Annotated in this window: 21 protein-coding genes and 1 tRNA gene; 10 read left to right on the forward strand and 12 right to left on the reverse strand. The window is 27.3% G+C overall.

Features of this window, described 5'->3' with window-relative positions:
- Positions 1–7: 7 nt before the first annotated feature.
- From fwdA to fwdC, 3 genes are read left to right on the forward strand one after another with little or no spacing between them, the layout of a single operon-like run.
- Entirely contained in the window at positions 8–1,705 is a 1,698-nt protein-coding gene (gene fwdA / locus ACPB8Q_RS03530) for a tungsten-dependent formylmethanofuran dehydrogenase subunit FwdA (protein ID WP_423793295.1), read from the forward strand.
- A gap of 22 nt (positions 1,706–1,727) precedes the next feature.
- A complete protein-coding gene (locus tag ACPB8Q_RS03535) occupies positions 1,728–1,979 on the forward strand; it encodes a YbjQ family protein (protein WP_423793296.1) in 252 nt (83 codons plus the stop codon).
- Entirely contained in the window at positions 1,976–2,803 is an 828-nt protein-coding gene (fwdC, locus tag ACPB8Q_RS03540; protein WP_423793297.1) for a tungsten-dependent formylmethanofuran dehydrogenase subunit FwdC, read from the forward strand. The genes ACPB8Q_RS03535 and fwdC overlap by 4 nt, the downstream gene beginning before the upstream one ends.
- Here the strand turns inward: fwdC and ACPB8Q_RS03545 are convergent.
- Genes ACPB8Q_RS03545 through ACPB8Q_RS03555 form a run of 3 tightly spaced genes read right to left on the reverse strand, consistent with a single transcriptional unit; the run spans position 2,795 to position 6,365 of the window.
- Entirely contained in the window at positions 2,795–4,645 is a 1,851-nt protein-coding gene (locus ACPB8Q_RS03545) for a molybdopterin biosynthesis protein (protein WP_423793298.1), read from the reverse strand. The genes fwdC and ACPB8Q_RS03545 overlap by 9 nt on opposite strands.
- Entirely contained in the window at positions 4,642–5,292 is a 651-nt protein-coding gene (gene cofC, locus ACPB8Q_RS03550; RefSeq protein ID WP_423793299.1) for a 2-phospho-L-lactate guanylyltransferase, read from the reverse strand. The genes ACPB8Q_RS03545 and cofC overlap by 4 nt, the downstream gene beginning before the upstream one ends.
- The gene (locus tag ACPB8Q_RS03555; RefSeq protein WP_423793300.1) at positions 5,289–6,365 is read right to left on the reverse strand and encodes a potassium channel family protein; all 1,077 of its coding nucleotides are present in this window, start codon (positions 6,363–6,365) and stop codon (positions 5,289–5,291) included. The genes cofC and ACPB8Q_RS03555 overlap by 4 nt, the downstream gene beginning before the upstream one ends.
- Before the next feature lie 57 nt (positions 6,366–6,422).
- Between ACPB8Q_RS03555 and ACPB8Q_RS03560 the strand changes: the two genes are divergently transcribed.
- From ACPB8Q_RS03560 to ACPB8Q_RS03580, 5 genes are all read left to right on the forward strand, one after another.
- A complete protein-coding gene (locus ACPB8Q_RS03560) occupies positions 6,423–7,640 on the forward strand; it encodes a methionine adenosyltransferase (RefSeq protein WP_423793301.1) in 1,218 nt (405 codons plus the stop codon).
- Positions 7,641–7,759: 119 nt separating this feature from the next.
- Positions 7,760–8,194 (forward strand): prefoldin subunit alpha, encoded by a 435-nt coding sequence (gene pfdA, locus ACPB8Q_RS03565; protein ID WP_423793302.1) that lies wholly within the window; start codon positions 7,760–7,762, stop codon positions 8,192–8,194.
- Positions 8,178–8,333, forward strand: a complete 156-nt coding sequence (locus ACPB8Q_RS03570) for a hypothetical protein (protein ID WP_423793303.1) — start codon at positions 8,178–8,180, stop codon at positions 8,331–8,333. Before pfdA ends, ACPB8Q_RS03570 begins: the two co-directional genes overlap by 17 nt.
- Before the next feature lie 70 nt (positions 8,334–8,403).
- Positions 8,404–8,491 (forward strand) — tRNA-Leu (locus ACPB8Q_RS03575).
- Positions 8,492–8,754: 263 nt separating this feature from the next.
- Positions 8,755–9,471 carry a tetratricopeptide repeat protein gene (locus ACPB8Q_RS03580; protein WP_423793304.1) on the forward strand — a complete coding sequence of 239 codons (717 nt, stop codon included), beginning with the start codon at positions 8,755–8,757 and terminating at the stop codon, positions 9,469–9,471.
- 7 nt (positions 9,472–9,478) lie between these two features.
- On the opposite strand, the gene ACPB8Q_RS03585 is transcribed toward ACPB8Q_RS03580, so the two are convergent.
- Genes ACPB8Q_RS03585 through ACPB8Q_RS03615 form a run of 7 tightly spaced genes read right to left on the reverse strand, consistent with a single transcriptional unit; the run spans position 9,479 to position 15,677 of the window.
- Positions 9,479–9,769, reverse strand: coding sequence for a thiamine-binding protein (locus tag ACPB8Q_RS03585; RefSeq protein WP_423793305.1), 291 nt, complete (start codon positions 9,767–9,769; stop codon positions 9,479–9,481).
- Between the two features lie 5 nt (positions 9,770–9,774).
- Positions 9,775–11,151 (reverse strand): FAD-dependent oxidoreductase, encoded by a 1,377-nt coding sequence (locus ACPB8Q_RS03590; RefSeq protein ID WP_423793306.1) that lies wholly within the window; start codon positions 11,149–11,151, stop codon positions 9,775–9,777.
- The gene (locus ACPB8Q_RS03595; RefSeq protein WP_423793307.1) at positions 11,148–11,936 is read right to left on the reverse strand and encodes a hypothetical protein; all 789 of its coding nucleotides are present in this window, start codon (positions 11,934–11,936) and stop codon (positions 11,148–11,150) included. Before ACPB8Q_RS03595 ends, ACPB8Q_RS03590 begins: the two co-directional genes overlap by 4 nt.
- A complete protein-coding gene (locus ACPB8Q_RS03600; RefSeq protein WP_423793308.1) occupies positions 11,937–12,419 on the reverse strand; it encodes a PUA domain-containing protein in 483 nt (160 codons plus the stop codon).
- The gene (gene cofD, locus ACPB8Q_RS03605; RefSeq protein WP_423793309.1) at positions 12,416–13,324 is read right to left on the reverse strand and encodes a 2-phospho-L-lactate transferase; all 909 of its coding nucleotides are present in this window, start codon (positions 13,322–13,324) and stop codon (positions 12,416–12,418) included. The genes ACPB8Q_RS03600 and cofD overlap by 4 nt, the downstream gene beginning before the upstream one ends.
- On the reverse strand, positions 13,321–14,442 hold the full coding sequence (locus ACPB8Q_RS03610; protein ID WP_423793310.1) for an MJ1255/VC2487 family glycosyltransferase: 1,122 nt from the start codon (positions 14,440–14,442) through the stop codon (positions 13,321–13,323). Before ACPB8Q_RS03610 ends, cofD begins: the two co-directional genes overlap by 4 nt.
- Positions 14,439–15,677 carry a helix-turn-helix transcriptional regulator gene (locus tag ACPB8Q_RS03615; RefSeq protein WP_423793311.1) on the reverse strand — a complete coding sequence of 413 codons (1,239 nt, stop codon included), beginning with the start codon at positions 15,675–15,677 and terminating at the stop codon, positions 14,439–14,441. Before ACPB8Q_RS03615 ends, ACPB8Q_RS03610 begins: the two co-directional genes overlap by 4 nt.
- A gap of 90 nt (positions 15,678–15,767) precedes the next feature.
- Here ACPB8Q_RS03615 and ACPB8Q_RS03620 point away from each other — a divergent pair, with 90 nt between their 5' ends.
- On the forward strand, positions 15,768–16,601 hold the full coding sequence (locus ACPB8Q_RS03620; RefSeq protein WP_423793312.1) for a protein translocase subunit SecF: 834 nt from the start codon (positions 15,768–15,770) through the stop codon (positions 16,599–16,601).
- 13 nt (positions 16,602–16,614) lie between these two features.
- Here ACPB8Q_RS03620 and aroE read toward each other — a convergent pair whose 3' ends face one another.
- Positions 16,615–17,448, reverse strand: coding sequence for a shikimate dehydrogenase (gene aroE / locus ACPB8Q_RS03625; RefSeq protein ID WP_423793402.1), 834 nt, complete (start codon positions 17,446–17,448; stop codon positions 16,615–16,617).
- 59 nt (positions 17,449–17,507) lie between these two features.
- Between aroE and ACPB8Q_RS03630 the strand changes: the two genes are divergently transcribed.
- The gene (locus ACPB8Q_RS03630) at positions 17,508–18,212 is read left to right on the forward strand and encodes a prepilin peptidase (protein ID WP_423793313.1); all 705 of its coding nucleotides are present in this window, start codon (positions 17,508–17,510) and stop codon (positions 18,210–18,212) included.
- On the opposite strand, the gene flaJ is transcribed toward ACPB8Q_RS03630, so the two are convergent.
- The gene (gene flaJ, locus ACPB8Q_RS03635) at positions 18,184–19,857 is read right to left on the reverse strand and encodes an archaellar assembly protein FlaJ (protein WP_423793314.1); all 1,674 of its coding nucleotides are present in this window, start codon (positions 19,855–19,857) and stop codon (positions 18,184–18,186) included. The two genes, ACPB8Q_RS03630 and flaJ, sit on opposite strands and share 29 nt — an antisense overlap.
- Between the last annotated feature and the right edge of the window lies 1 nt (position 19,858).

Below are 19,858 nucleotides of genomic sequence, written 5' to 3' on the forward strand. Positions count from 1 at the left end.
TGAGATTATGGAAATGATTATTAAAAATGGAATTGTCTATGACCCTGCTAATGGAATTAATGGAGAAAAAATGGATATATGCATTAAAGATGGAAAGATTGTTGAAAAAGTTTCAGAAGATGCTAAGGTTATAGATGCTTCTAACTGTGTAGTTATGCCTGGGGGGGTAGACCCTCATTCACACATAGCTGGACCTAAGGTAAATACAGGAAGAGTAATGAGACCAGAAGATAGTATAATGGAAATTTACAAAAGAAAAGCACATTCTGGAACAGGATTTTCAGTCCCTTCAACATATAAAACAGGTTATCAATACTCAGAGTTGGGATATACTTTTGTTGTTGAAGCGGCTATGCCTCCTTTAAAAGCAAAACACGTCCATGAAGAGTTTAGAGACACTCCTCAAATAGAAAAAACAGCAATGCCTTTATTTGGAAATAACTGGTTTGTATTTGAATATATAAAAGAGGGAGATTTTAAAGCTTTGGCAGCTTATATAGCTTGGGTTTTAAAAGTATCAAGAGGTTATGCTATAAAAATAGTTAATCCTGGAGGAACAGAAGCATGGGGATGGGGAACAAATGTACATTCAGTAGATGACCCTGTTCCTGGCTTTGATATAACTCCAAGAGAAATTATAAGTGGATTGGCAAAAGCAAATGAAATGCTTGGATTACCTCACTCAATACATATACATCCTAACAACTTAGGACATCCTGGAAATTGGGAAACAACATTAGAAACTATGAAAATTGTTGAAGGTATGAAAGCAAAACCAAGAGTTGGAAACAGATTCCAAGTTTATCATAATACACATGTACAGTTCCATTCTTATGGAGGAACATCTTGGAAAGATTTTGAAGCTAAGGGAGTAGAAATAGCTGAATATGTGAATAAAGCAGATAATATTACTATTGATGTTGGGCAAATAACATTAGATGAAACTACTACAATGACAGCAGATGGACCAATGGAATTTGACTTATATATGACAACAAAAACAAAATGGGCAAACTGTGATGTTGAAGTTGAAACAGGTTCTGGAGTAGTTCCATTTATCTACTCTCCAAAAGGACCTGTATATTCATTACAATGGGCAATAGGTTTAGAGTTGTTCTTATATACAGATGTAGATAAATTAATGCTAACAACAGACCATCCAAATGCTGGACCATTTACAAGATACCCAAGAGTTATAGCTTGGTTAATGAGCAAGAAGTATAGAGATGAGTGGTTATACAACAAAGTCCATAAATGGGCACAGCAAAGAAGTAGAATTGCAGATAGTGATAAAGAGTTTGACTTATATGAAATAACTAAAATTACAAGAACCAACTCAGCAAGAGCATTTGGGTTAGTTAATAAAGGACATCTTGGAATAGGTGCTGATGCAGATATAGCAATATATGAAATTAATCCAGAAGAGAAAGATGGAAGAGTTATAGAAAGAGCATTTAGATATGCTAAATATACAATTAAAAAAGGAGAGATATTAGTTAAGGATGGGGAATTAGTAAAAGAGAAATTCTATGAAACATGGTATGTAGATGTAAATGTTGGAGAACAACTATATGAAGAAGTTTTAAAAGACATAAAAGCTAAATGGCCAAAATTATACTCCATTGCATTTGAAAACTATCCAGTTAAAGATAGCTATGCTAATGGTTGGGAAGTTGTCAAAATTGATGCTTCTGACATAAACTAAAAAAATTTTTTTGAGAAAAATTATGTTATTAACAACTACTGAAAAACTTGAAGGATATAAGATATTAGAATATTTGGGGATTGTTGTTGGCTATGGAGATGACCCAGAAGAGGCTTTGGATGATTTGGAAGAGTTGGCATTAGAATTAGGAGCTAATGCAGTTATTGGAATTAGAATACATAATGAGCCAATAGTAGAAACAGGAGAAGATATTGTTAATAATAACTACTATGCTTATGGAACTGCTGTAAAAGTTGAGAAGGTGAAAGAATGAAAGAGATAATATTAACATTTAAAGATATTGCCCTAAAAACATCAGTAGATATGTCAGTAGTTTTACCAGAAAAATTGGCTGAGATGAAAGAAGATGAAATAAAAAATATAAATTTACAATATGGAAGAAAAAAGATAAAATTATGTGATATTTTTGATATATCAATTAATGATATTGATGGAGAACCAAAAATAATTATTGAAAACTCAAATGACTATTTATATCATATAGGAGAAGAAATGACAAAAGGAGAGATTATAGTTAATGGAAATGCAGGAATGTATGTTGGAGCAAGAATGAAAGGAGGTAGAATAGTAGTTAATGGAAATGTTGATAATTGGGTAGGACAAGATATGTTTGGAGGAGAGATAGTTGTTAAAGGTGATGCCAGAGATTATGTTGGTTCATCTTATAGAGGAGATTGGAGAGGAATGGAAGGAGGAACAATAATTATTGAAGGAAATGCAAGACATGAAGTAGGAGAATTTATGTTAAATGGACTTATTCATATAAAAGGAAACTCTGGAATATTTACTGGAATTCATTTGAATGGAGGAAAGATTATAGTTGATGGAGATGTTGATGTTAGAACAGGAGGAGAAATGAGAAAAGGAGCAATAGTTGTAAAAGGTAAAATAAGAGAAGTATTACCAAGCTTTAAATTTGTTGAGATAGTTGAGAATCCTATAATAAAAGTAGGTAAAAAAGACCCTGGACTAAAAGTAGAGGGGACATACTATAAGTTTATAGGAGATTATGCTGAAAGTGCTAAACCAAAAGGAGAATTATATATAAGTGTAGATAAAAATCCTGACTTAATCTAAATTCTTCCAAATTATTTTTCCTGTATCTTTATGTTTCTTAAATGGAAGTTCTATCTTTTTTAATGTTTCAATAAATCTTTGCACATCTCTATTTTCAAAACTATCTTTATTTATCAGAAAGTCATAGTATTCATCTGCCAACTTTATAAATTTTAAGTTATACTGTTCAGCTACATTCTTAATTCCTAAACCAATATCTGCCTTTTTCATAGCAATAGCTCTTGCAACTGCTGAATGTGTCTTACTTTCTATATTGTATCCATTAATTCTATTTTTGTCAATATTATGCTCTTTCAAAAACTTATCAAACAAAATCCTTGTCCCAGAACCTTTATTTCTATTTATAAATTTTAAATTATAAATATTTTTTAAGATATCTTCTATACTCTCTATATTTAAATCCTCTCTAAACATGAATCCTTGTTCTCTAATATATCCTCCAACTAAATAACCTCTAACTTTGTATCTCTCTAAAAATGGGATATTATATAAATTAGTTTTTTCATCCAATAAATGTATTCCTGCAATATCCGCTTCTCCCCTTTTTATAGAGAATATTCCACCTAATGAACCAGCATTTATAGTTTTTGCATAAATCTTAGCTTCTCTTAAAATTAAATCTATTCCTATGCAGTGGCTACCTATAATATTTAATCCTTCTTTAACATTTCCAAATAAATGAACTTCAACATCTTCATTTTCCAAAATCTCTCTATTCTCATCTATTACTATATATCCATCTGCCTCAGATAGAGATGTTATAGCTCCACTACCCTTAGTTATTGGATATGCTTTATCTTTTGCTAAAATAACAGGTAAGAATTCTTTCCTTCCTTTGGCAGATATGTATCTTAATGGAAAATGAGCTTTTACAACATTTTTCTCATCTCCAAATAGAATATCAAAGATGGTTAAGCATGATGTTGGATATCCAGGCAAACCAACAACTAATTTATTATTTACAGTTCCTATTATTGTTGGCTTACCAGGTTTTACTTTCAATCCATGTATTAAGATTTTTCCTCCAAGCTCTTTTATAGCCCTTTCTGTTAAATCTCCTTCTCCTGCAGAAGTTCCCCCAGAGATAAGAACTATATCACAACTTTCAAGGGCTTTTTTTATTCTCTCTTTTATATCTTCAATGTTGTCCTTAGCTATGCCAAAAAACTCATATTTGTATCCTAAATAATTAATATAGCTCATTAAAGTGTAACTATTTACATCATAAATTTTTCCTTCTTTCAACTTTTCTGTTGGTGGAATTAACTCATTACCAGAGGAAATAATTCCAAATTTCAAAGTTTTAAAGACCTTTACCTTTCTTTTTCCTATTGCAGCTAAAACACCTATATCTCTTGGTGTTAATCTTGTATATTTTCTTAAAACTAATTCTCCAGCCATTATATCTGAGCCAGTGAATTGAATATTCTCCATTGGAGCAACTGCTTTATAAATTTTAACTATATTGTTATCTCTTTCAGTATATTCAACCATTACAACAGCATTAGCACCTTTTGGAACCATAGCTCCTGTAGATATTTCGACACATTCTCCCCTTTTAATTGAAATATCTTTAACATCTCCTGCTTTTATACAATCAACTACTTTTAAAGTTATTGGATTATCTTCATCTGCCTCATAAGTGTCTTCTGCTCTCACAGCATAACCATCCATAACAGCCCTATCAAAAGGAGGAATATCAACATCTGAAAAAATATCCTCAGCTAAAATCTTATTAACTGATTTTTCTATCTCTATTTCCTCAACATCTTTAAAAATATATCTATTGACTATTTCTTTTGCTTTCTCTATACTTTCCAATTTTAAAAATCTTTTTTTCATTTTCTCACTACTTTAAATCTTCCAGCAGAAGAATAGAGAGGATAAACTTCAATAATATTCTCTAAAAATCTTTTTGTATATGTATTTTCTCCATGAATAAATATCTCTCCCAAATCTTCAACAGTATTTATATCAACTGAGATATAAAAAGAATCATATACATAATACTTTAAATTTCTTTTTTTTGCTTCTTCTAAATGCTTTAAAAAGCTAAAACCTTCATATCTCAATTTTATAGTGTCTTTGTCCTTTAAATATAGTAGGTTAGTTCCTCCACCTCTTGAAGGTGAAATAATTAAATCATAGTTTTTAGAGAGTTTTATAACATCTTCTATATTCTTTTTTTTGATTAAAGGAATATCAGCAGGAATAACTAAAATATTGTTTTTAACTACTTCAAAAGCTTGATAAAGTGCATTATTTAATCCAGAAGATTTCTCTTTAATAATATCTACTTTTAATTCTTCCTTAGCAAAATTTAAAATTTTTTCATCTTTACTAACAATATACACATTCAAATTATCTAAAACTTTTGTTATATCTCTTAGCATATTAAAAATTAGCTCTTTTCTTTCTACCTCTGTTAGAAAATTTGATAATCTTGTTTTTAAGTTGTTTAAAGGTGAGACAGGAATTATGACATTCATCTTTTCCCTTCTAATAATAGTTTGAAGTATTCTATTGATTCATTAGTTCCCAAGACATATAAAATATCTCCTTCTTTTATTATAAATTCTGGACTGGGATTTATAAAGAATTCATCTCCTCTTTTAATTCCAACTATTGTAGCTCCAGTTCTTCTTCTAATATTTGCCTCTTTAATTGATTTATTTACTAATGGTGAATTTTTATTTACAACAAACTTCTCTAAATGAATATCTTCATTATACTCTTCCTTAGCTACTTTTAAAAATGTCCTCAGAAAATCTAAAATTCCTGGCCTTGTTGAAACAACAGCCATTCTTAGGCCTCCTAATAAATAAGGAGATACAATTTTATTAGCACCTGCAACTTTTAATTTTTTTATAGATTCTCTTTCATTGGCCTTAGCAACAACTTCAATTTTTGGATTTAGTTCTTTAGCTGTCAATGTTAAAAATACATTATCAGCATCTGTTGGTAAAACAGCTAATAGGCATTTAGCTTTATCTATCTTTGCTTTTTTAAGAATATCTTCTTTTGTAGCATCACCAACAATATATACAAATTTGTCAGGCTGTTTTTCAAACTCTTCTTTTAAAATTTCTTCATTTTTATCTATTGCTATAAAAGAAATATTTTCTTTTAAAAATTTATCCCCTATAACTTTTCCCATCTTACCATATCCACAAATAATATAATGATTTTCCATTTTTTTTAATTTGCTGGCCATACTTTTCATTTTAATCAGCTCTCTAAATTTTCCCTCCACTATAAATTCTGTAATAATTGAAAAAAGATACATTACAATTCCTACTCCTAAAATCAAATAAATAATAGTTAATATCTTTCCTAATTGTGTTTTTGGAGTAAAATCACCATAACCAGTTGTAGTTATTGTTATTACACTAAAATAGAGTGCATCAAAAAAGTCAATATGTTCTATAATACTTATTAAGTAGGCATAAGTTAGTATAAGTAATATAGAGAAAAATAAAACACCAATCAATTTTTTTATAGTTTCTTTATAATAGACATCCAAATAACCACCAAAAATAAAGATAGTTTTTAAATATAGCATCTAATTATAAATGTTAAATGATTATACAATATATAAAATTATCTTAGGTGAGAGTAGATGAGAAATATATTCATAAAAAAGTTAAATTGTAAGCCAATTGAAGAAAATGAGATAGAAATAGTAGAAAGAAAAGGTTTAGGGCATCCTGACTCTATAGCTGATGGTATAGCTGAGAGTGTTAGTAGAGAGTTATGTAAAATGTATAAAGAGAAATTTGGAACTATTTTGCACCACAATACTGACCAAGTTGAAGTTGTTGGAGGACATGCATATCCAAAATTTGGCGGAGGAGAGATGGTTACTCCAATATATATCCTATTATCTGGAAGAGCTACAATGCAAATTGTAGATGAAAATGGAAATATAACAAAGCTACCAGTTGGAACAGTTGCTGTTAAAGCTGCTAAGGAATATTTAAAAAAAGTTATTAGAAATTTAGATGTAGATAAGGATGTAATTGTTGATTGTAGAATTGGGCAGGGTAGTGTTGATTTAGTAGATGTCTTTGAGAGACAAAAAGATAAAATTCCATTAGCAAATGATACCTCTTTTGGTGTAGGTTATGCTCCTTTATCAACAACTGAAAAATTAGTTTTAGAGACAGAAAAATTATTAAATAGTGAAGAAACAAAAAAAGAAATTCCTGCCTTGGGAGAAGATATAAAAGTTATGGGTTTGAGAGAAGGAAAAAAAATAACTCTCACAATTGCTGCTGCAATTGTTGATAAGTATGTTAATAATATAGAGGAGTATAAAGAAGTTATAAACAAAATTAAGAAGAAAGTAGAAGAACTATCAAAAAAGATAGCTAATGGTTATGAAGTAGAGATTTGTGTAAATACTGCTGATGACTATGAAAGAGAATCAGTTTATATAACTGTTACAGGAACATCTGCTGAGATGGGTGATGATGGTTCAGTAGGTAGAGGTAATAGAGTAAATGGTTTAATAACCCCATTTAGACCTATGAGTATGGAAGCAGCAAGTGGTAAAAATCCTGTTAATCATGTAGGAAAGATATACAATGTCTTAGCTAATTTAATAGCAAATGATATAGCTAAGTTAGAGGGAGTTAAAGAGTGTTATGTAAGAATTCTAAGCCAAATAGGAAAGCCAATCAATGAACCAAAAGCTTTAGATATTGAGTTAATTGTTGACGATAATGTTAATTTTAAAGATATAGAAGAGAAAGCTAAAGAAATTGCAAATAGATGGTTAGATAATATATTAGAAGTTAGAGATATGATAGTTGAAGGAAAAATAAACACCTTTTAAAACCTTTATTTTTTAAACAACAATATTTATGTATTTGGATTAATAAAATAGAAAAGTATTTATAGAACTTCTAAGTAATACATATATTAGGAATAAAAAGGATAAAAAGGTGATAAAAAATGGTAGAAGGAAGAAATATAGATGTCAATGAAATAGTGAGAGCTTATGTATCACAAATAGAAGGAATTAGAGCAGAAATTGCAAAATTAGATGCTGCTGTATCTGCATTAAGACAATCATTAGCAACATTAAGAAGCTTAAAAAGCTTAGGAGAAGGAAAAGTAGTTTTAGTCCCAGTAGGTAGTATAGCACAAGTAGAAATGAAAATAGAAAAGTTAGATAAAATAGTAGTATCCATTGGACAAAATATTTCAGCAGAATTAGAGTATGAAGAAGCTTTAAAATACATTGAAGAAGAAATAAATAAATTATTAGCAGCAAGATTAATTTTAGAACAAACAATAGCTGAGTTATACACAAAAATTGAAGAAGAAATAAACAAACTACAAGAAGAAGAAACAAAAGAAGAGGAAGAAAATGCTAAAGAAGAGTAAGGAAGAGATTATTAACTTTATTAAATCTCTTCCTGAAAATAGAAAAATTTTTATTAATCTTTTTGGACTTTGGATAGAAGTGAGTAAAGAGGAGGCTATAAAGTTTATAGAAGAAAGTTATAAAGAAAATAATAAATAAATTTAAATTCTTTTATAGAAAATTTTATATAATTAACCTGTTTATTAATATTTTTGCTCTTTTATATTGAGCGGGGGTCGCCAAGCCTGGCCAAAGGCGCTGGATTGAGGGTCCAGTCCCGCAGGGGTTCGCGGGTTCAAATCCCGTCCCCCGCACCATATTTTTTTGTTAATTTTTTGTGTTATGTGGTGCTATATTATGACATAATATTTATATAATAATTATGATAAATTATAATATTTATATAATAATTATGATAAATTATAATATTTATATAATAATTATGATAAATTATAATATTTATATAATAATTATGATAAATTATAATATTTATATAATAATTATGATAAATTATAATATTTATATAATAATTATGATAAATTATATATAATACCATTTGAAACATTAATAGGTGTATAATATGAGAGAGTGTGATAAAATTATCCACAATCTTGAATCATTCAATAATATAAATGAAATTTTAGACTACCTTAGAAAAGAAATAGAAAAAAGTAACAATGGACTCCTATTAAAATATATATTAGCTTCTTATTTAGAGAGTTTAGGACAAATTGAAGAAGCAATTAATATATATAAAGAGATTATTAATAAATATGAAAAGGCATTAATCGCAAGACTTAGATTAGCTGAGATATATAGACATAGAGGAGAATATAAAGAAGCTATTGAACTTTATAAAGAACTAATAGAAAAAACACCTAACTGTATATATTCATATTATGGACTTTCATCTATATGTTATCATACGGGTAATTTAGATAGAGCATTGGAATATATAAATAAATGTTTAGAAATCTATCCAAACTTTTTAGCAGCAAGAATATTAAAAGGAAAAATATTGTTATATCTTGGTAAGTTATCTGCTGCAATAGTAGAGTTTCATGAAGCTTTAAAACAAAATCCTCATGAATGTGAAGCCTTATATCATTTAGGGCTAATTCATCTAAAACTTAAAGAATATGATGAAGCTCTTGAAAAATTTGAAATGATATTAAATAGAACTCCATACCATATAGGGGCATTATTTGGAAAAGCTTTAGTTTTAGAGAAAAAAGGATTAGTTGCAGAAGCTTTAGAAATATATAATAAAGCTTTAAACAGATATATAGAAAAATAAATTTTATTTATTTTTCCAAAACAGATTTTATTTTTCTCTCTATTGAATTTTCTTTATCTTTTCTCTCATCAATTCTAATCTGGCTAACAACTCTATCAACATCTTCCAAAACTTTTTTATGAGCTTCATAATAAGCTTTTAAAATTTCTTTCATGTCCCCCTCCAATATTGTTCCCATAGCAGTTAGTTCAACTTTTAAGTTATATTTTTTAAAGATGTCATAAGCTTTTTTTATATATTTGGACACACTTGCTCCTTCTCCTAAAGGAATTATAACAACCTCTGCAACTACTTTCATATTTATCACTTTAAAAATTCTGATAACATAACTTCAACAGAAAAACTTGCTCTTGTTATTCCCATACTTCTTGGGTCTGCATCTGTTCCAACAACATAAAAATTATCTGAAATTTTAGGATATACAAAAAATTGATTTATATGGCATGATGCCTGTTCAGGAATATATCTCTGTATATGTAAAAAGTCCTGACTTTCAACATCAATATTTAAGTATTTATTTATAGCTTCATAGGCATCTTTTTCTTTCATCCTTACAAAAGATACACCTATTAAAGATTTTCCTTTTTTTGTTAGTGTTTTATCATAGTTAGATATACATTTAGCCCATGCTGGTGGATTAATCCAGATTTCAGAACCTTTATATTTAAGGGGATTTTTATTTTCATCTACAGAGAACCAAACAGTTAAAGAATCTGATTGCTTAATACTTCTAAGTTTATCCTCTATACTTTTTATTTCATCAATTTTAGCAATATCTGGCAAATTTTTTGATGGAGCTGAATAAATAATTTTATCAACTGTATAGTTATCCTCTGTTGTTGTTATTATATATTTATTACTTTCCTTTTCAATTCTAATTACTTCCTCAAAAACAATTTTAGTTTTGTTTAAGCTATTAACTATACAGTTGGTTATACTTTGAATTCCTCCTAATGGATAACCCTGTGTAGAGTACTTCTCCCCAGATATAAATTTAGATAAATATTTTTTTGAACTATCTTTTATTGTTTTTAAAAATCCATTTTTTAGTATTGTTTTTAATTTATCAGGATGTATCTTTTTTATCAATGAAGATTTTAAGGGATTAATTTTAAAATTTTCTTTATATATAAATGGAAGTATATCATCCTCAGGAATATATCCAGCTCCTGTAAATAATCTCCAAAGTGGTGTATTCTTCATATTTTCTCCTGAAAGAAATAAACATATAGTATTAAAAAACTTTATAGTAGTATCTGAAAGATTTAAATCTTTGATAACATCATATACAGAGATATTTTTCTCAAAACCAGTAGTTAGTAAATCAATCATTTTAGATATTATTAAAGCTTTATCTTTTTTAGGAATTACTGGAAATGTTATCCAATCATCCAAAGATACAGGAATCTCATATAAACCATTTTCTCTTATATAGTAAGAGCCATAAGGTTGGAAATTTGGCATATAGTAAGAATATTTTTTTAATAACCTTATAAGAGGCCCATTGTTTAGCATAGTTATAGCATGAACTCCAGTATCTACTTGGTAACCATCTACTCTATAACTCCTACATAATCCTCCTAATTTATCTTTTTCAAATAATATAACATCATATCCCTCCCTTTCCAAAGCCAAAGCAGACAATAACCCAGAAATCCCCCCACCAATAACTCCAATCATTTTTCCAGCTCTTCAATAATTTTTAAAGATTCTAAGTCATTGTATTTCTTAGCTAAGCTTTTTAGTTCTTTCAATATTTTTAATTTTTTATATGTCAATGAATATAATTCTCTACAATAAATTACAATCTCTCTATAAAATTTCTCTAAAATTTCTTTATTGTATTTAGAGAGTTCATAAGCCAACAAACCTTTAATTACTTCATCACTTGAAAATAAAAAAACTGGATGTATCCATAAAATAATTTTGTCCTCATCTTCTTCTATATAGTTCTCAACATTATTTTCATTCATAAATACATCCATATAGATATATAAGTCATGAGTTAAATACTCTCTAATATGTTGAGAGAGATTATTTGCTCTTGTATCAAATTCAACAATCTTGTCATCTAATTCATCCTCATCCAACTCAAACCATTTTAAAATTCTCTCTCTAAATTCCAAACTTTTATTTTGTTCTTGATGATAAATTTTATACTTTTTATTTATAAATTTATATTCATTACTATCTTTTGAAGACAATGTAATAATTATTAGACCATCTTCATATTTTTTTAAATTAACACTTTTAATCCAGTACTCCCTTTCTTTAACTTCAAAATCTTCTAAATTCTCATAATCATCTAAATCTCTTATATAAAATCTTTTCCCATTTTTTCCTTTTAAGTAAAATCCTTTAAATTCTATATCTGCTAAATCTCCTCTAATTATATCTTTTGAAAATTCATCTAAATTTTTATATAAATCAATTAAAACCTTCTTAGCTAATTCTTTTGATTTCATTTAACCACCTTCTCTTAAATACCAACCCTTATCTTTTATATTTTTTATCAATGTTCCATTATACTCTCCAATTCCTAAAAACTCTTTATTTTTGTTAAAAACAGCAATTCTTCCAAAACCTCTAACTTCAATTATAGAACTCTTAAATATATCCCTTCCATATAAAAATAGTTGTTCTCCTTTATCATTTATTATTGCATAGTTTTTAATTATATATTTGGATATTAAAGTAAATCCTTCCAAACTTAACTTAAACTTTTTTCTTTTTATTTCTCCAAAAACATTCCCAACTGAGTATATATCATCAAATAATTTAAGTTTTTCTTTTGTCTCTTTATTTGTATATAAAACAGTTATCCACTTGTTCTCTTGTGCAACTAAATTTCCATATTCAAAATTTTTGACATATTTTTTATTTGTATATCTCAATAACTCCTCTTTTATTTTATTTTTTTCAAAATCTTTTAACTCTCTCACTTTCATAATATCTCAAATATTTCCTTTGCTAATCTTATTTTATCTTCTAAACTTTTCATCAATATGTTTGTTGTATAAACCTCACACTCAATATAATTTTTTAACTCTTTATCTTTGTTATCTATAACCAAAATATCCAAAAATTCTTTATAAACCTCATAAACACCTATTGCATTACTTTCATATCCCTTAGCTTTCATTAACTTCCCAGCAGGTCCAGAAACAGGAGAATCTCCTATAAATGGGGAAACTGCTAAAACTTTCTTATTTTTTAATATTTCATCATAGCCAACTGATAGTATTGGGGAAATAGAGGTTATTGGATTAGATGGTCCTATAATAACTGCTTTACTCTTTTTTATATCTTCAATAGCCTTATCTAATGGTTTTGCATATATTGAATTTTCATATATAACATCTATAACATCTACATCTCCCTTTCTTTTTATCCAGAAGTCATGGAACTTTAATAAATCTATTTTTCCATCTATATTAGCTAATATTTTTGTTTCAACTCTATCATCAGTCATAGGATATACTTTTTGTTTTATATTGAATAGTTTCCTTTCTATCTCCACAATCTCAGATAATTTATAGCCCTTTTTTAATAAATATGATTTATGCATTTTTAAAGCTCTATCTCTATCCCCTATCCTTAAAAATTCATCTATGCCATATTTTTTTAACAACTCATGAGTATAAAATGTATCATCTCTTACTCCATACCACACATCTTCATTAATTAAATCTGAAAGAGTATAAAGAACTGTATCAACATCAGGAGAAATATATAAGTCATTCATCCATAAATCTTCACCAGTATTTACAACAATTGAAAAATTATCACAAATATTTTTAAATCCTTGAATTAATTTTGGAGTTCCAGTTCCACCAGAAAAAATAGTTATCATGTTCTCACTTTAAATAAGTTGAATTTTTTGTATTCTTCATAATTAAAGCTATTTATAATTTTTTTAATATTTTCTTTACCATTGTATTTTAAATAGAGTTTTCTCATTTTTTCAGCATTTTTTCTACAAAGTTTTGCATCCTCAATAGCATCATAAAGATGATTTAATTCATTGTAAGTTAGATAGATTCCACAACCTAAATCATCAACTTTTTTAGCATTGTTATTTTGTTCTGGATGGTCTAAATCAGGAATAACAACTAAGGGCTTTCCAAAGCATAAACTTTCCATTATAGTAGAGTGTCCTCCATGAGAAACTATAACCTCTGCATTTCTCATTAACTTATCCATTTCTGTTGTGAATGGAATTATCTTTATATTTTTCTTATCTTCACTTTTCAAATCTTTTCTTAATCTCTTAGCTACTTCATAGCTTCCACATACTAAAATAGCTTTTAAATCATTCTTTAATGAGATTTCTTTTATTTTCTCTAATATTTTGTATCTATATTCAAAACCACCTATAACACTTAAAACATAATTATCATTGGAAACATTATCAACATTGTATCTAATTAATGGACCAATAAATTCCATATTATCTAAGAATTTTAAGTTATATTCACAAATTGTATAAGGCATTGGAAAATCTGGAATTATAACTTTTTCACATCTTTTATTTATAATATTCAATATTTTCATTGTTGGATGAACAACAATATCTGTTTTTAACTTAAATTTAGTATAGTTTTGGTTAGTTATACACAATACTGGTTTTTTAAATAATTTACCAACAACAACAGTACTATATTTACAATCTGAAATAATTAAATCAGGATTGTATTTTTTGATAATTTTATATTCAGCTTTAATAGCTTTCTTAGGATTATGTTCTTTGTTGAATATAGTTGATTTTAAGTCAAATTTTCCATCTTTACCTTTTAACTTCACCTCTGGATATGTTTCAACAACATCAAAACCATATTTTTCAATAAAATCTTTACTTTTTCCATAAGCTAAATATAAAAGCTCATGTTCATCTTTTAAAGCTTCTCCTAAGGCAATACATCTTGTTGTATGTCCAAAACCTTCCCCACATACTGAAATTAATATTCTCATAGTAACTCCTCACTCTCTTCTGTTAATTTTATCTTATTTATTCTACCTATCTTTTCCTTTTTAAGTATTTTTCTATTCTCTAACTCAGAGACAATCCTTGAAACCTTTGGTTTATTCATTCCTGTTATCTCACAAATCTCTTTTTGTGTTATTTCTCCATATTCTTTAACCAATTTAATAATTTCTTTCTCTTCATCGGTTAAAAATTGCCAAAGTATTCCTTTTTTAATATTTCTATATTCTTCTAATTTTTTATTAATTTCATTAAGTTTATCTTTTAGTTTTTCATTTTCATAGTTTAAAAATTCATTTATCTCTTTTAGTTTATTTATTTCATTATTCAATTGGTTTATTTTGTTATTTAATTCTTCAACTTCTTTCATTTTAGATAAATATTTTTTGTCTAATTCTTTAATTTTTTCTTCTTTTTCTCTAATTGTTTCATTTAGATTTAATATTTCTGAATTTAATTTATTTATTGTCTCTCTTAGCTCATCAACTTCTTTAACTTTATTTTTTAATTTTCTCTCATTATTATGTTTGTATATTACTAAACCACCCAATCCAATACTTAAAATCAATAATAGCCCGATTATTACATAAAATTTCCAATATTCTCCTTTATTGTTAGTTTGGATATTCTCAATGTTATTTTCACTTGGAAAGCTAACAAAGGTATATTTCATATTAATAGTAAATAATATTGGCTTATTTAGCTCCAAATGCCAACTAATAATTTGATGTTTTCCATCAGATGTAATTGTATATCCAGATGGATGTATGTATAAATTTCCTTGTGGAGATAATATAACTGTTCCAGGGGGGAGGTAAATAGTTATTTTTGCTTTTTTTGAAGATATTGGTATATTTAATATCAATTGTTTTTCAGAATTACCATAGATAGCATCAGTAACAATAAAGTTGTATGTTATTTTAACAGATTCACCAGGTTTAATTTCTCTATCAAATCCAATAGTTATTTTTGTGGCTCCTTCATTGTAAATTATTTCTTGAGATTTTATATTTACTGGTGAGGAATTTATAGTTATATTAGATAAACTATGTGGGATTAGTAAAGAAAATTCATTGAAAGATTTATTATCATTGTTGTATAGAGTTATTGTATAAGTTTCATTTACTAAGTTATTTGGTAGAACATAACACACTACAACAGTATCTTTAATCTCATAATTTTTAATTTCAGAGGAGTGTATGTTAGGTAGGAATAAAAGCAATATAATAAAAAACAATAATAACCTTTTTATGGTATCACCTTAAAATAAAGTAAAAGTCATATTATATAAAAAATTTTATGGAGATATGATATGATAAATGATTATAGAGTTAAGATAGCTATTCCATTAATTTTGTTAGTTTTCTCTATACTACTTATAACATTTAAAGGCATTCCTAAAAGTATTGATATAACAGGAGGAACAGAAATAACAATAAAAGTTAATGAAAAGATAGATATTTTAAAGCTAAAACAAGAGTTGGAAGGATTGGCTGATGTTAAAGAACTAAAATCTACAACAGGTTATTATATAGTTATAAAATGTAAGCAAGAGAATGTTAATATTGTTAAGCAGAAACTAAAAGAGTTCTTTAAAGTAGATTCTCTATCTAAATTGGATTATTCAGAGAAAGTTATTGGACCTACACTAAGTCAGAAATTTTTTGAAGATGGATTAAAAGCTTTGAGTTTTGCATTTTTGTTTATGGCTATTGTTATTTATGTAACATTCAGAAAACCATTAGTTAGTGGAGTTATAATATTCTGTGCTTTATCAGATATTATAATTACTCTTGGTGGAATGAGTTTATTCAATATTGAGTTATCATCTGCAACAATTGCAGCCTTGTTAATGGTTATAGGTTATGCAGTAGATAGTAACATTTTATTAACAACAAAAGTCCTAAAAAGATTAACAAAAGATTTTGATGAAGTATATAAAGAGGCCTTTAAAACTGGTTTAACAATGTCCTTAACAACTATCTCAGCTATGCTAATCTTATATTTAGTTGTAAAATTTGTTATTCCTATAGCTTATGTACTATCTAATATTTCATCAGTTATTATAATTGCTTTGATAGCTGATATTTTAAACACATGGTTTTTAAATGCTGGAATCTTAAAATATATGGTAAGTAAAAAATAACTCTTAAAATTTTTTATTTTTTTAATACCTCTAAAATAGCTTTTCTCGTAACATCAATATTTGGCTCTATTCCTGTCCAAATTTTAAATGCTTCAGCTCCTTGATATATAAGCATTCCTAATCCATCAATTGCAAGAGCATTAGCTTTTTTAGCCTCTTTTAATAAAACTGTTTCCAAAGGAGAATAAACTAAATCCATAACTATTTTATTTTTTAATTTGTCAGAGGTTAAAAGAGGTTTATCATCTTTTTTCATTCCTACTGATGTTGCATTTATAACAATGTCAATATCTTCTATTATATCATCTACATTTAAACCAGAGTATTCCACTCTTCTATTCAACTTTTTGCTAATTTCTTCTGCCAAGCTTTTAGCTTTTTCAACTGTCCTATTTGCTATAACAACATTGTTGTTTTTTGCTAATTCAAATGCAACAGCTCTTGCAGCCCCACCAGCTCCAAAAATTAGTATATTATAGTTCTCAACCTTACCAATTTTTTCCTCCAATGCTCTCCTTGCACCTATTCCATCAGTATTATATCCTATTGCTTTATCATCCACAATCTTTATTGTATTTACAGCATTTATTAGCTTAGCTTCTTCATTTAATTCATCTAAATATTTTATAATATCTACTTTATATGGGATAGTAACATTAAAACCAACTATTCCCAAAGCTTTTGCTCCATCAATGACATACTTTAATCTATCCTTATCAACTTCAAAAGCTAAATATACATAGTTCAAGTTTTTATCTTTAAAAGCAGCATTGTGCATAATAGGAGATAAAGAATGCTTAACAGGATTTCCAATTAAGCCAATTAACTTAGTACTTGCATTTATAATAATTATCACCTAATATTTTTTATTTTAAGTTATAAGGTAAGTTATAGGTGGTGGTCATAATGATTAATTATATAGTAGGACTTATTGGTCTAATTATAGCAACATATCAGGATATTAAAAGTAGAGAAATTGATGACTATATTTGGATTATGCTAAGTATTTTTGGATTATTATACACATTAACAATCTCTATATTATATCATCAATATATATTTTTTATACAGTCAATAATTGGTTTTACTGTATGCTTTTTTTTAGGATATATTTTATTTTTATTTGGAGTTGGAGCAGCAGATGGTAAGATATTAGCTGGATTAGGAGCTTTAGTTCCAAAGTATAACTTTCCAGTGTATAGTGTGATTGGCTATCTCCTAAATTTAAGTCCTTATATACCATCATTTCCAATTGTTGTCTTTATTAATTCATTATTCTTTTGTATTTTTATTCCAATTGTTATATTTATTAAAAATATTTTAAATAAAAATTACCCAAAAAACCTTAAAGAATTTTTTTATTTATTTATTGCTGAAAAGATGAAATATAAAAAAGCTAAAAATAGTTTTAGAGTTATTTATGGAAAAGAGAAAATAAATATCTTAAAAAGTGTTGAAGAAAAGAATGACAAATACAATGATGAGGACATAGTTTGGACCTCTCCTGAAATTCCTTTTATAGTTCCAATGCTTTTGTCATATATTTTAACTCCTTATATTGGAGATTATATAGTATATAAAATTACATTAATGATATTCCAAGTATTTTAGCTACTAATGTTTTTGTTAAATATGCTACTATTGCACATATCCATACACAAATAACAAAATGTAGAAATCCTACATATTTATGGCCTCCGTCCATAAGCTTTATTAAGTATGCTGAAACTGCTGAATATGCAACCATTACTGTAAAAACTATATACTCTATAAGTCTTAAATTACTAATAGGCATAACGTTTATAATTTGTATAACCGTCTCAGGAATGTTTAAAGAAGAATATAGATAGTTAATCATATTAGCTACTCCTAAAGATGCATAAAGTGCTAATGTTAAACCTCCTCCTAACCCATAAATTACTCCAACAAACTGCTGAACACTTTGATATTTAGATTTTCTTAGTTGTAATATTCTTCTAAAATTGTTACTTATTATATTTGCTGCTGTTTTAGCATCTCCTCCAAAATATATACATCTTGAAAACATATCAGTGAATAGCTGAATTAAATAACTACAAGAATCATATCCAAACAATCTCCAAGCTTTATTTGAATCAATATTTAAAGCCAATCTTTTGTATAATTTTTTTAAGTCATCAGTTAATGGCCCAAAATCATGATTTGATAAATATTTTAATGACTCAATCATACCTCCTCCTTTAGCACTCACAGAACCTCCTAAAGACCTTAAAAATTCTGGATATACATCTTCCTTTCTCTTTACTTTTTCTTCTTCAAAATATGCAATTATTCCAATAATTAATAAAGGAGTAAAACCTAATGCTGTCAAAATCATATAAGGAATCTTATAAAATGGACTTATCATTGCTATATACTTGGCCCAAATTAAGAATCCAAACCATACTACAGTTAATACAACTGATATTATTAGCCATTTTTTTAGTTTTTTATCAGTATCAGTTGGATTCTTACCTGTGTGCCACAACCTATCAAAGGTCAATTTATTTTTAATTAGAACAATAATTAATGCCTCAGTTATAATAAATGCTAACAATCCTCCAGTAGCCATAACAATAAAATTGTAAGGTAATAAAAAAGGTACTAAAATAACAAAAGATAAGAAGAAAGCAATTGATGTCATAGCACTAACATAGAGTTCTTTATACATATCTAATGAATATAACATTCTTCTATAAAATGCAGCAAAATCATCCATGACTATATCTTGTTCTTTAATAAGAAAATCTTTTAATTCTTCACCACTATCTACTGCAAAAGCTAATCTATCTAAAAAATCTGCAAATTCCTTACTTGGAGTTCTTTGTGATAAAAATCTACAAGCCTCTGCTAAGGACATCCCCCATTTATCAACCAAAACAAATAATTTTCTTGATTCTTCTGCTAACTCACCTAATTCTTCTTTCTCTTCAGATAGTATTTTTAAAAGTTCCTTTCTATCTAAATCAGTTATAGATAATGTCCCAAATTTTGAAATAAATATATGTAGTCTTTCATTAATTTTTGTTTTTTTAGTATCTAAAAGAATATAGGGGTATGCTATAGCACTACCTAATATTAAAATAGGTAAAAGTAAGAATAAGTAAAATAACCAACCAGAGAAAAATTTAATTCCAATAATTACCAATATTAATGATACAATAAATGCAGGTAGTAGTATTTTTAAAATATAATCCCTTGGATGAATACCAACTCTCGGTAGTATTTGAAAAACCACT

The organism is Methanocaldococcus indicus (assembly GCF_049554935.1).
Taxonomy (GTDB): Archaea; AGJL01; Methanococci; order Methanococcales; family Methanocaldococcaceae; genus Methanocaldococcus; species Methanocaldococcus indicus.

What these genes read in the sequence shown, in the direction of transcription:
- ACPB8Q_RS03570 (WP_423793303.1), top strand. Translation starts at nt 8,178, where the DNA reads ATGCTAAAGAAGAGTAAGGAAGAGATTATTAACTTTATTAAATCTCTT.
- cofD (WP_423793309.1), bottom strand. Translation starts at nt 13,324, where the DNA reads ATGATAACTATTTTTTCTGGTGGAACTGGAACTCCAAAATTAATTCAA.
- fwdA (WP_423793295.1), top strand. Translation starts at nt 8, where the DNA reads ATGGAAATGATTATTAAAAATGGAATTGTCTATGACCCTGCTAATGGA.
- cofC (WP_423793299.1), bottom strand. Translation starts at nt 5,292, where the DNA reads ATGAATGTCATAATTCCTGTCTCACCTTTAAACAACTTAAAAACAAGA.
- ACPB8Q_RS03585 (WP_423793305.1), bottom strand. Translation starts at nt 9,769, where the DNA reads ATGAAAGTAGTTGCAGAGGTTGTTATAATTCCTTTAGGAGAAGGAGCA.
- fwdC (WP_423793297.1), top strand. Translation starts at nt 1,976, where the DNA reads ATGAAAGAGATAATATTAACATTTAAAGATATTGCCCTAAAAACATCA.
- pfdA (WP_423793302.1), top strand. Translation starts at nt 7,760, where the DNA reads ATGGTAGAAGGAAGAAATATAGATGTCAATGAAATAGTGAGAGCTTAT.
- ACPB8Q_RS03595 (WP_423793307.1), bottom strand. Translation starts at nt 11,936, where the DNA reads ATGAAATCAAAAGAATTAGCTAAGAAGGTTTTAATTGATTTATATAAA.
- ACPB8Q_RS03610 (WP_423793310.1), bottom strand. Translation starts at nt 14,442, where the DNA reads ATGAGAATATTAATTTCAGTATGTGGGGAAGGTTTTGGACATACAACA.
- ACPB8Q_RS03580 (WP_423793304.1), top strand. Translation starts at nt 8,755, where the DNA reads ATGAGAGAGTGTGATAAAATTATCCACAATCTTGAATCATTCAATAAT.
- ACPB8Q_RS03535 (WP_423793296.1), top strand. Translation starts at nt 1,728, where the DNA reads ATGTTATTAACAACTACTGAAAAACTTGAAGGATATAAGATATTAGAA.
- ACPB8Q_RS03560 (WP_423793301.1), top strand. Translation starts at nt 6,423, where the DNA reads ATGAGAAATATATTCATAAAAAAGTTAAATTGTAAGCCAATTGAAGAA.
- ACPB8Q_RS03545 (WP_423793298.1), bottom strand. Translation starts at nt 4,645, where the DNA reads ATGAAAAAAAGATTTTTAAAATTGGAAAGTATAGAGAAAGCAAAAGAA.
- ACPB8Q_RS03590 (WP_423793306.1), bottom strand. Translation starts at nt 11,151, where the DNA reads ATGATTGGAGTTATTGGTGGGGGGATTTCTGGGTTATTGTCTGCTTTG.
- ACPB8Q_RS03630 (WP_423793313.1), top strand. Translation starts at nt 17,508, where the DNA reads ATGATTAATTATATAGTAGGACTTATTGGTCTAATTATAGCAACATAT.
- ACPB8Q_RS03620 (WP_423793312.1), top strand. Translation starts at nt 15,768, where the DNA reads ATGATAAATGATTATAGAGTTAAGATAGCTATTCCATTAATTTTGTTA.
- ACPB8Q_RS03555 (WP_423793300.1), bottom strand. Translation starts at nt 6,365, where the DNA reads ATGCTATATTTAAAAACTATCTTTATTTTTGGTGGTTATTTGGATGTC.
- ACPB8Q_RS03600 (WP_423793308.1), bottom strand. Translation starts at nt 12,419, where the DNA reads ATGAAAGTGAGAGAGTTAAAAGATTTTGAAAAAAATAAAATAAAAGAG.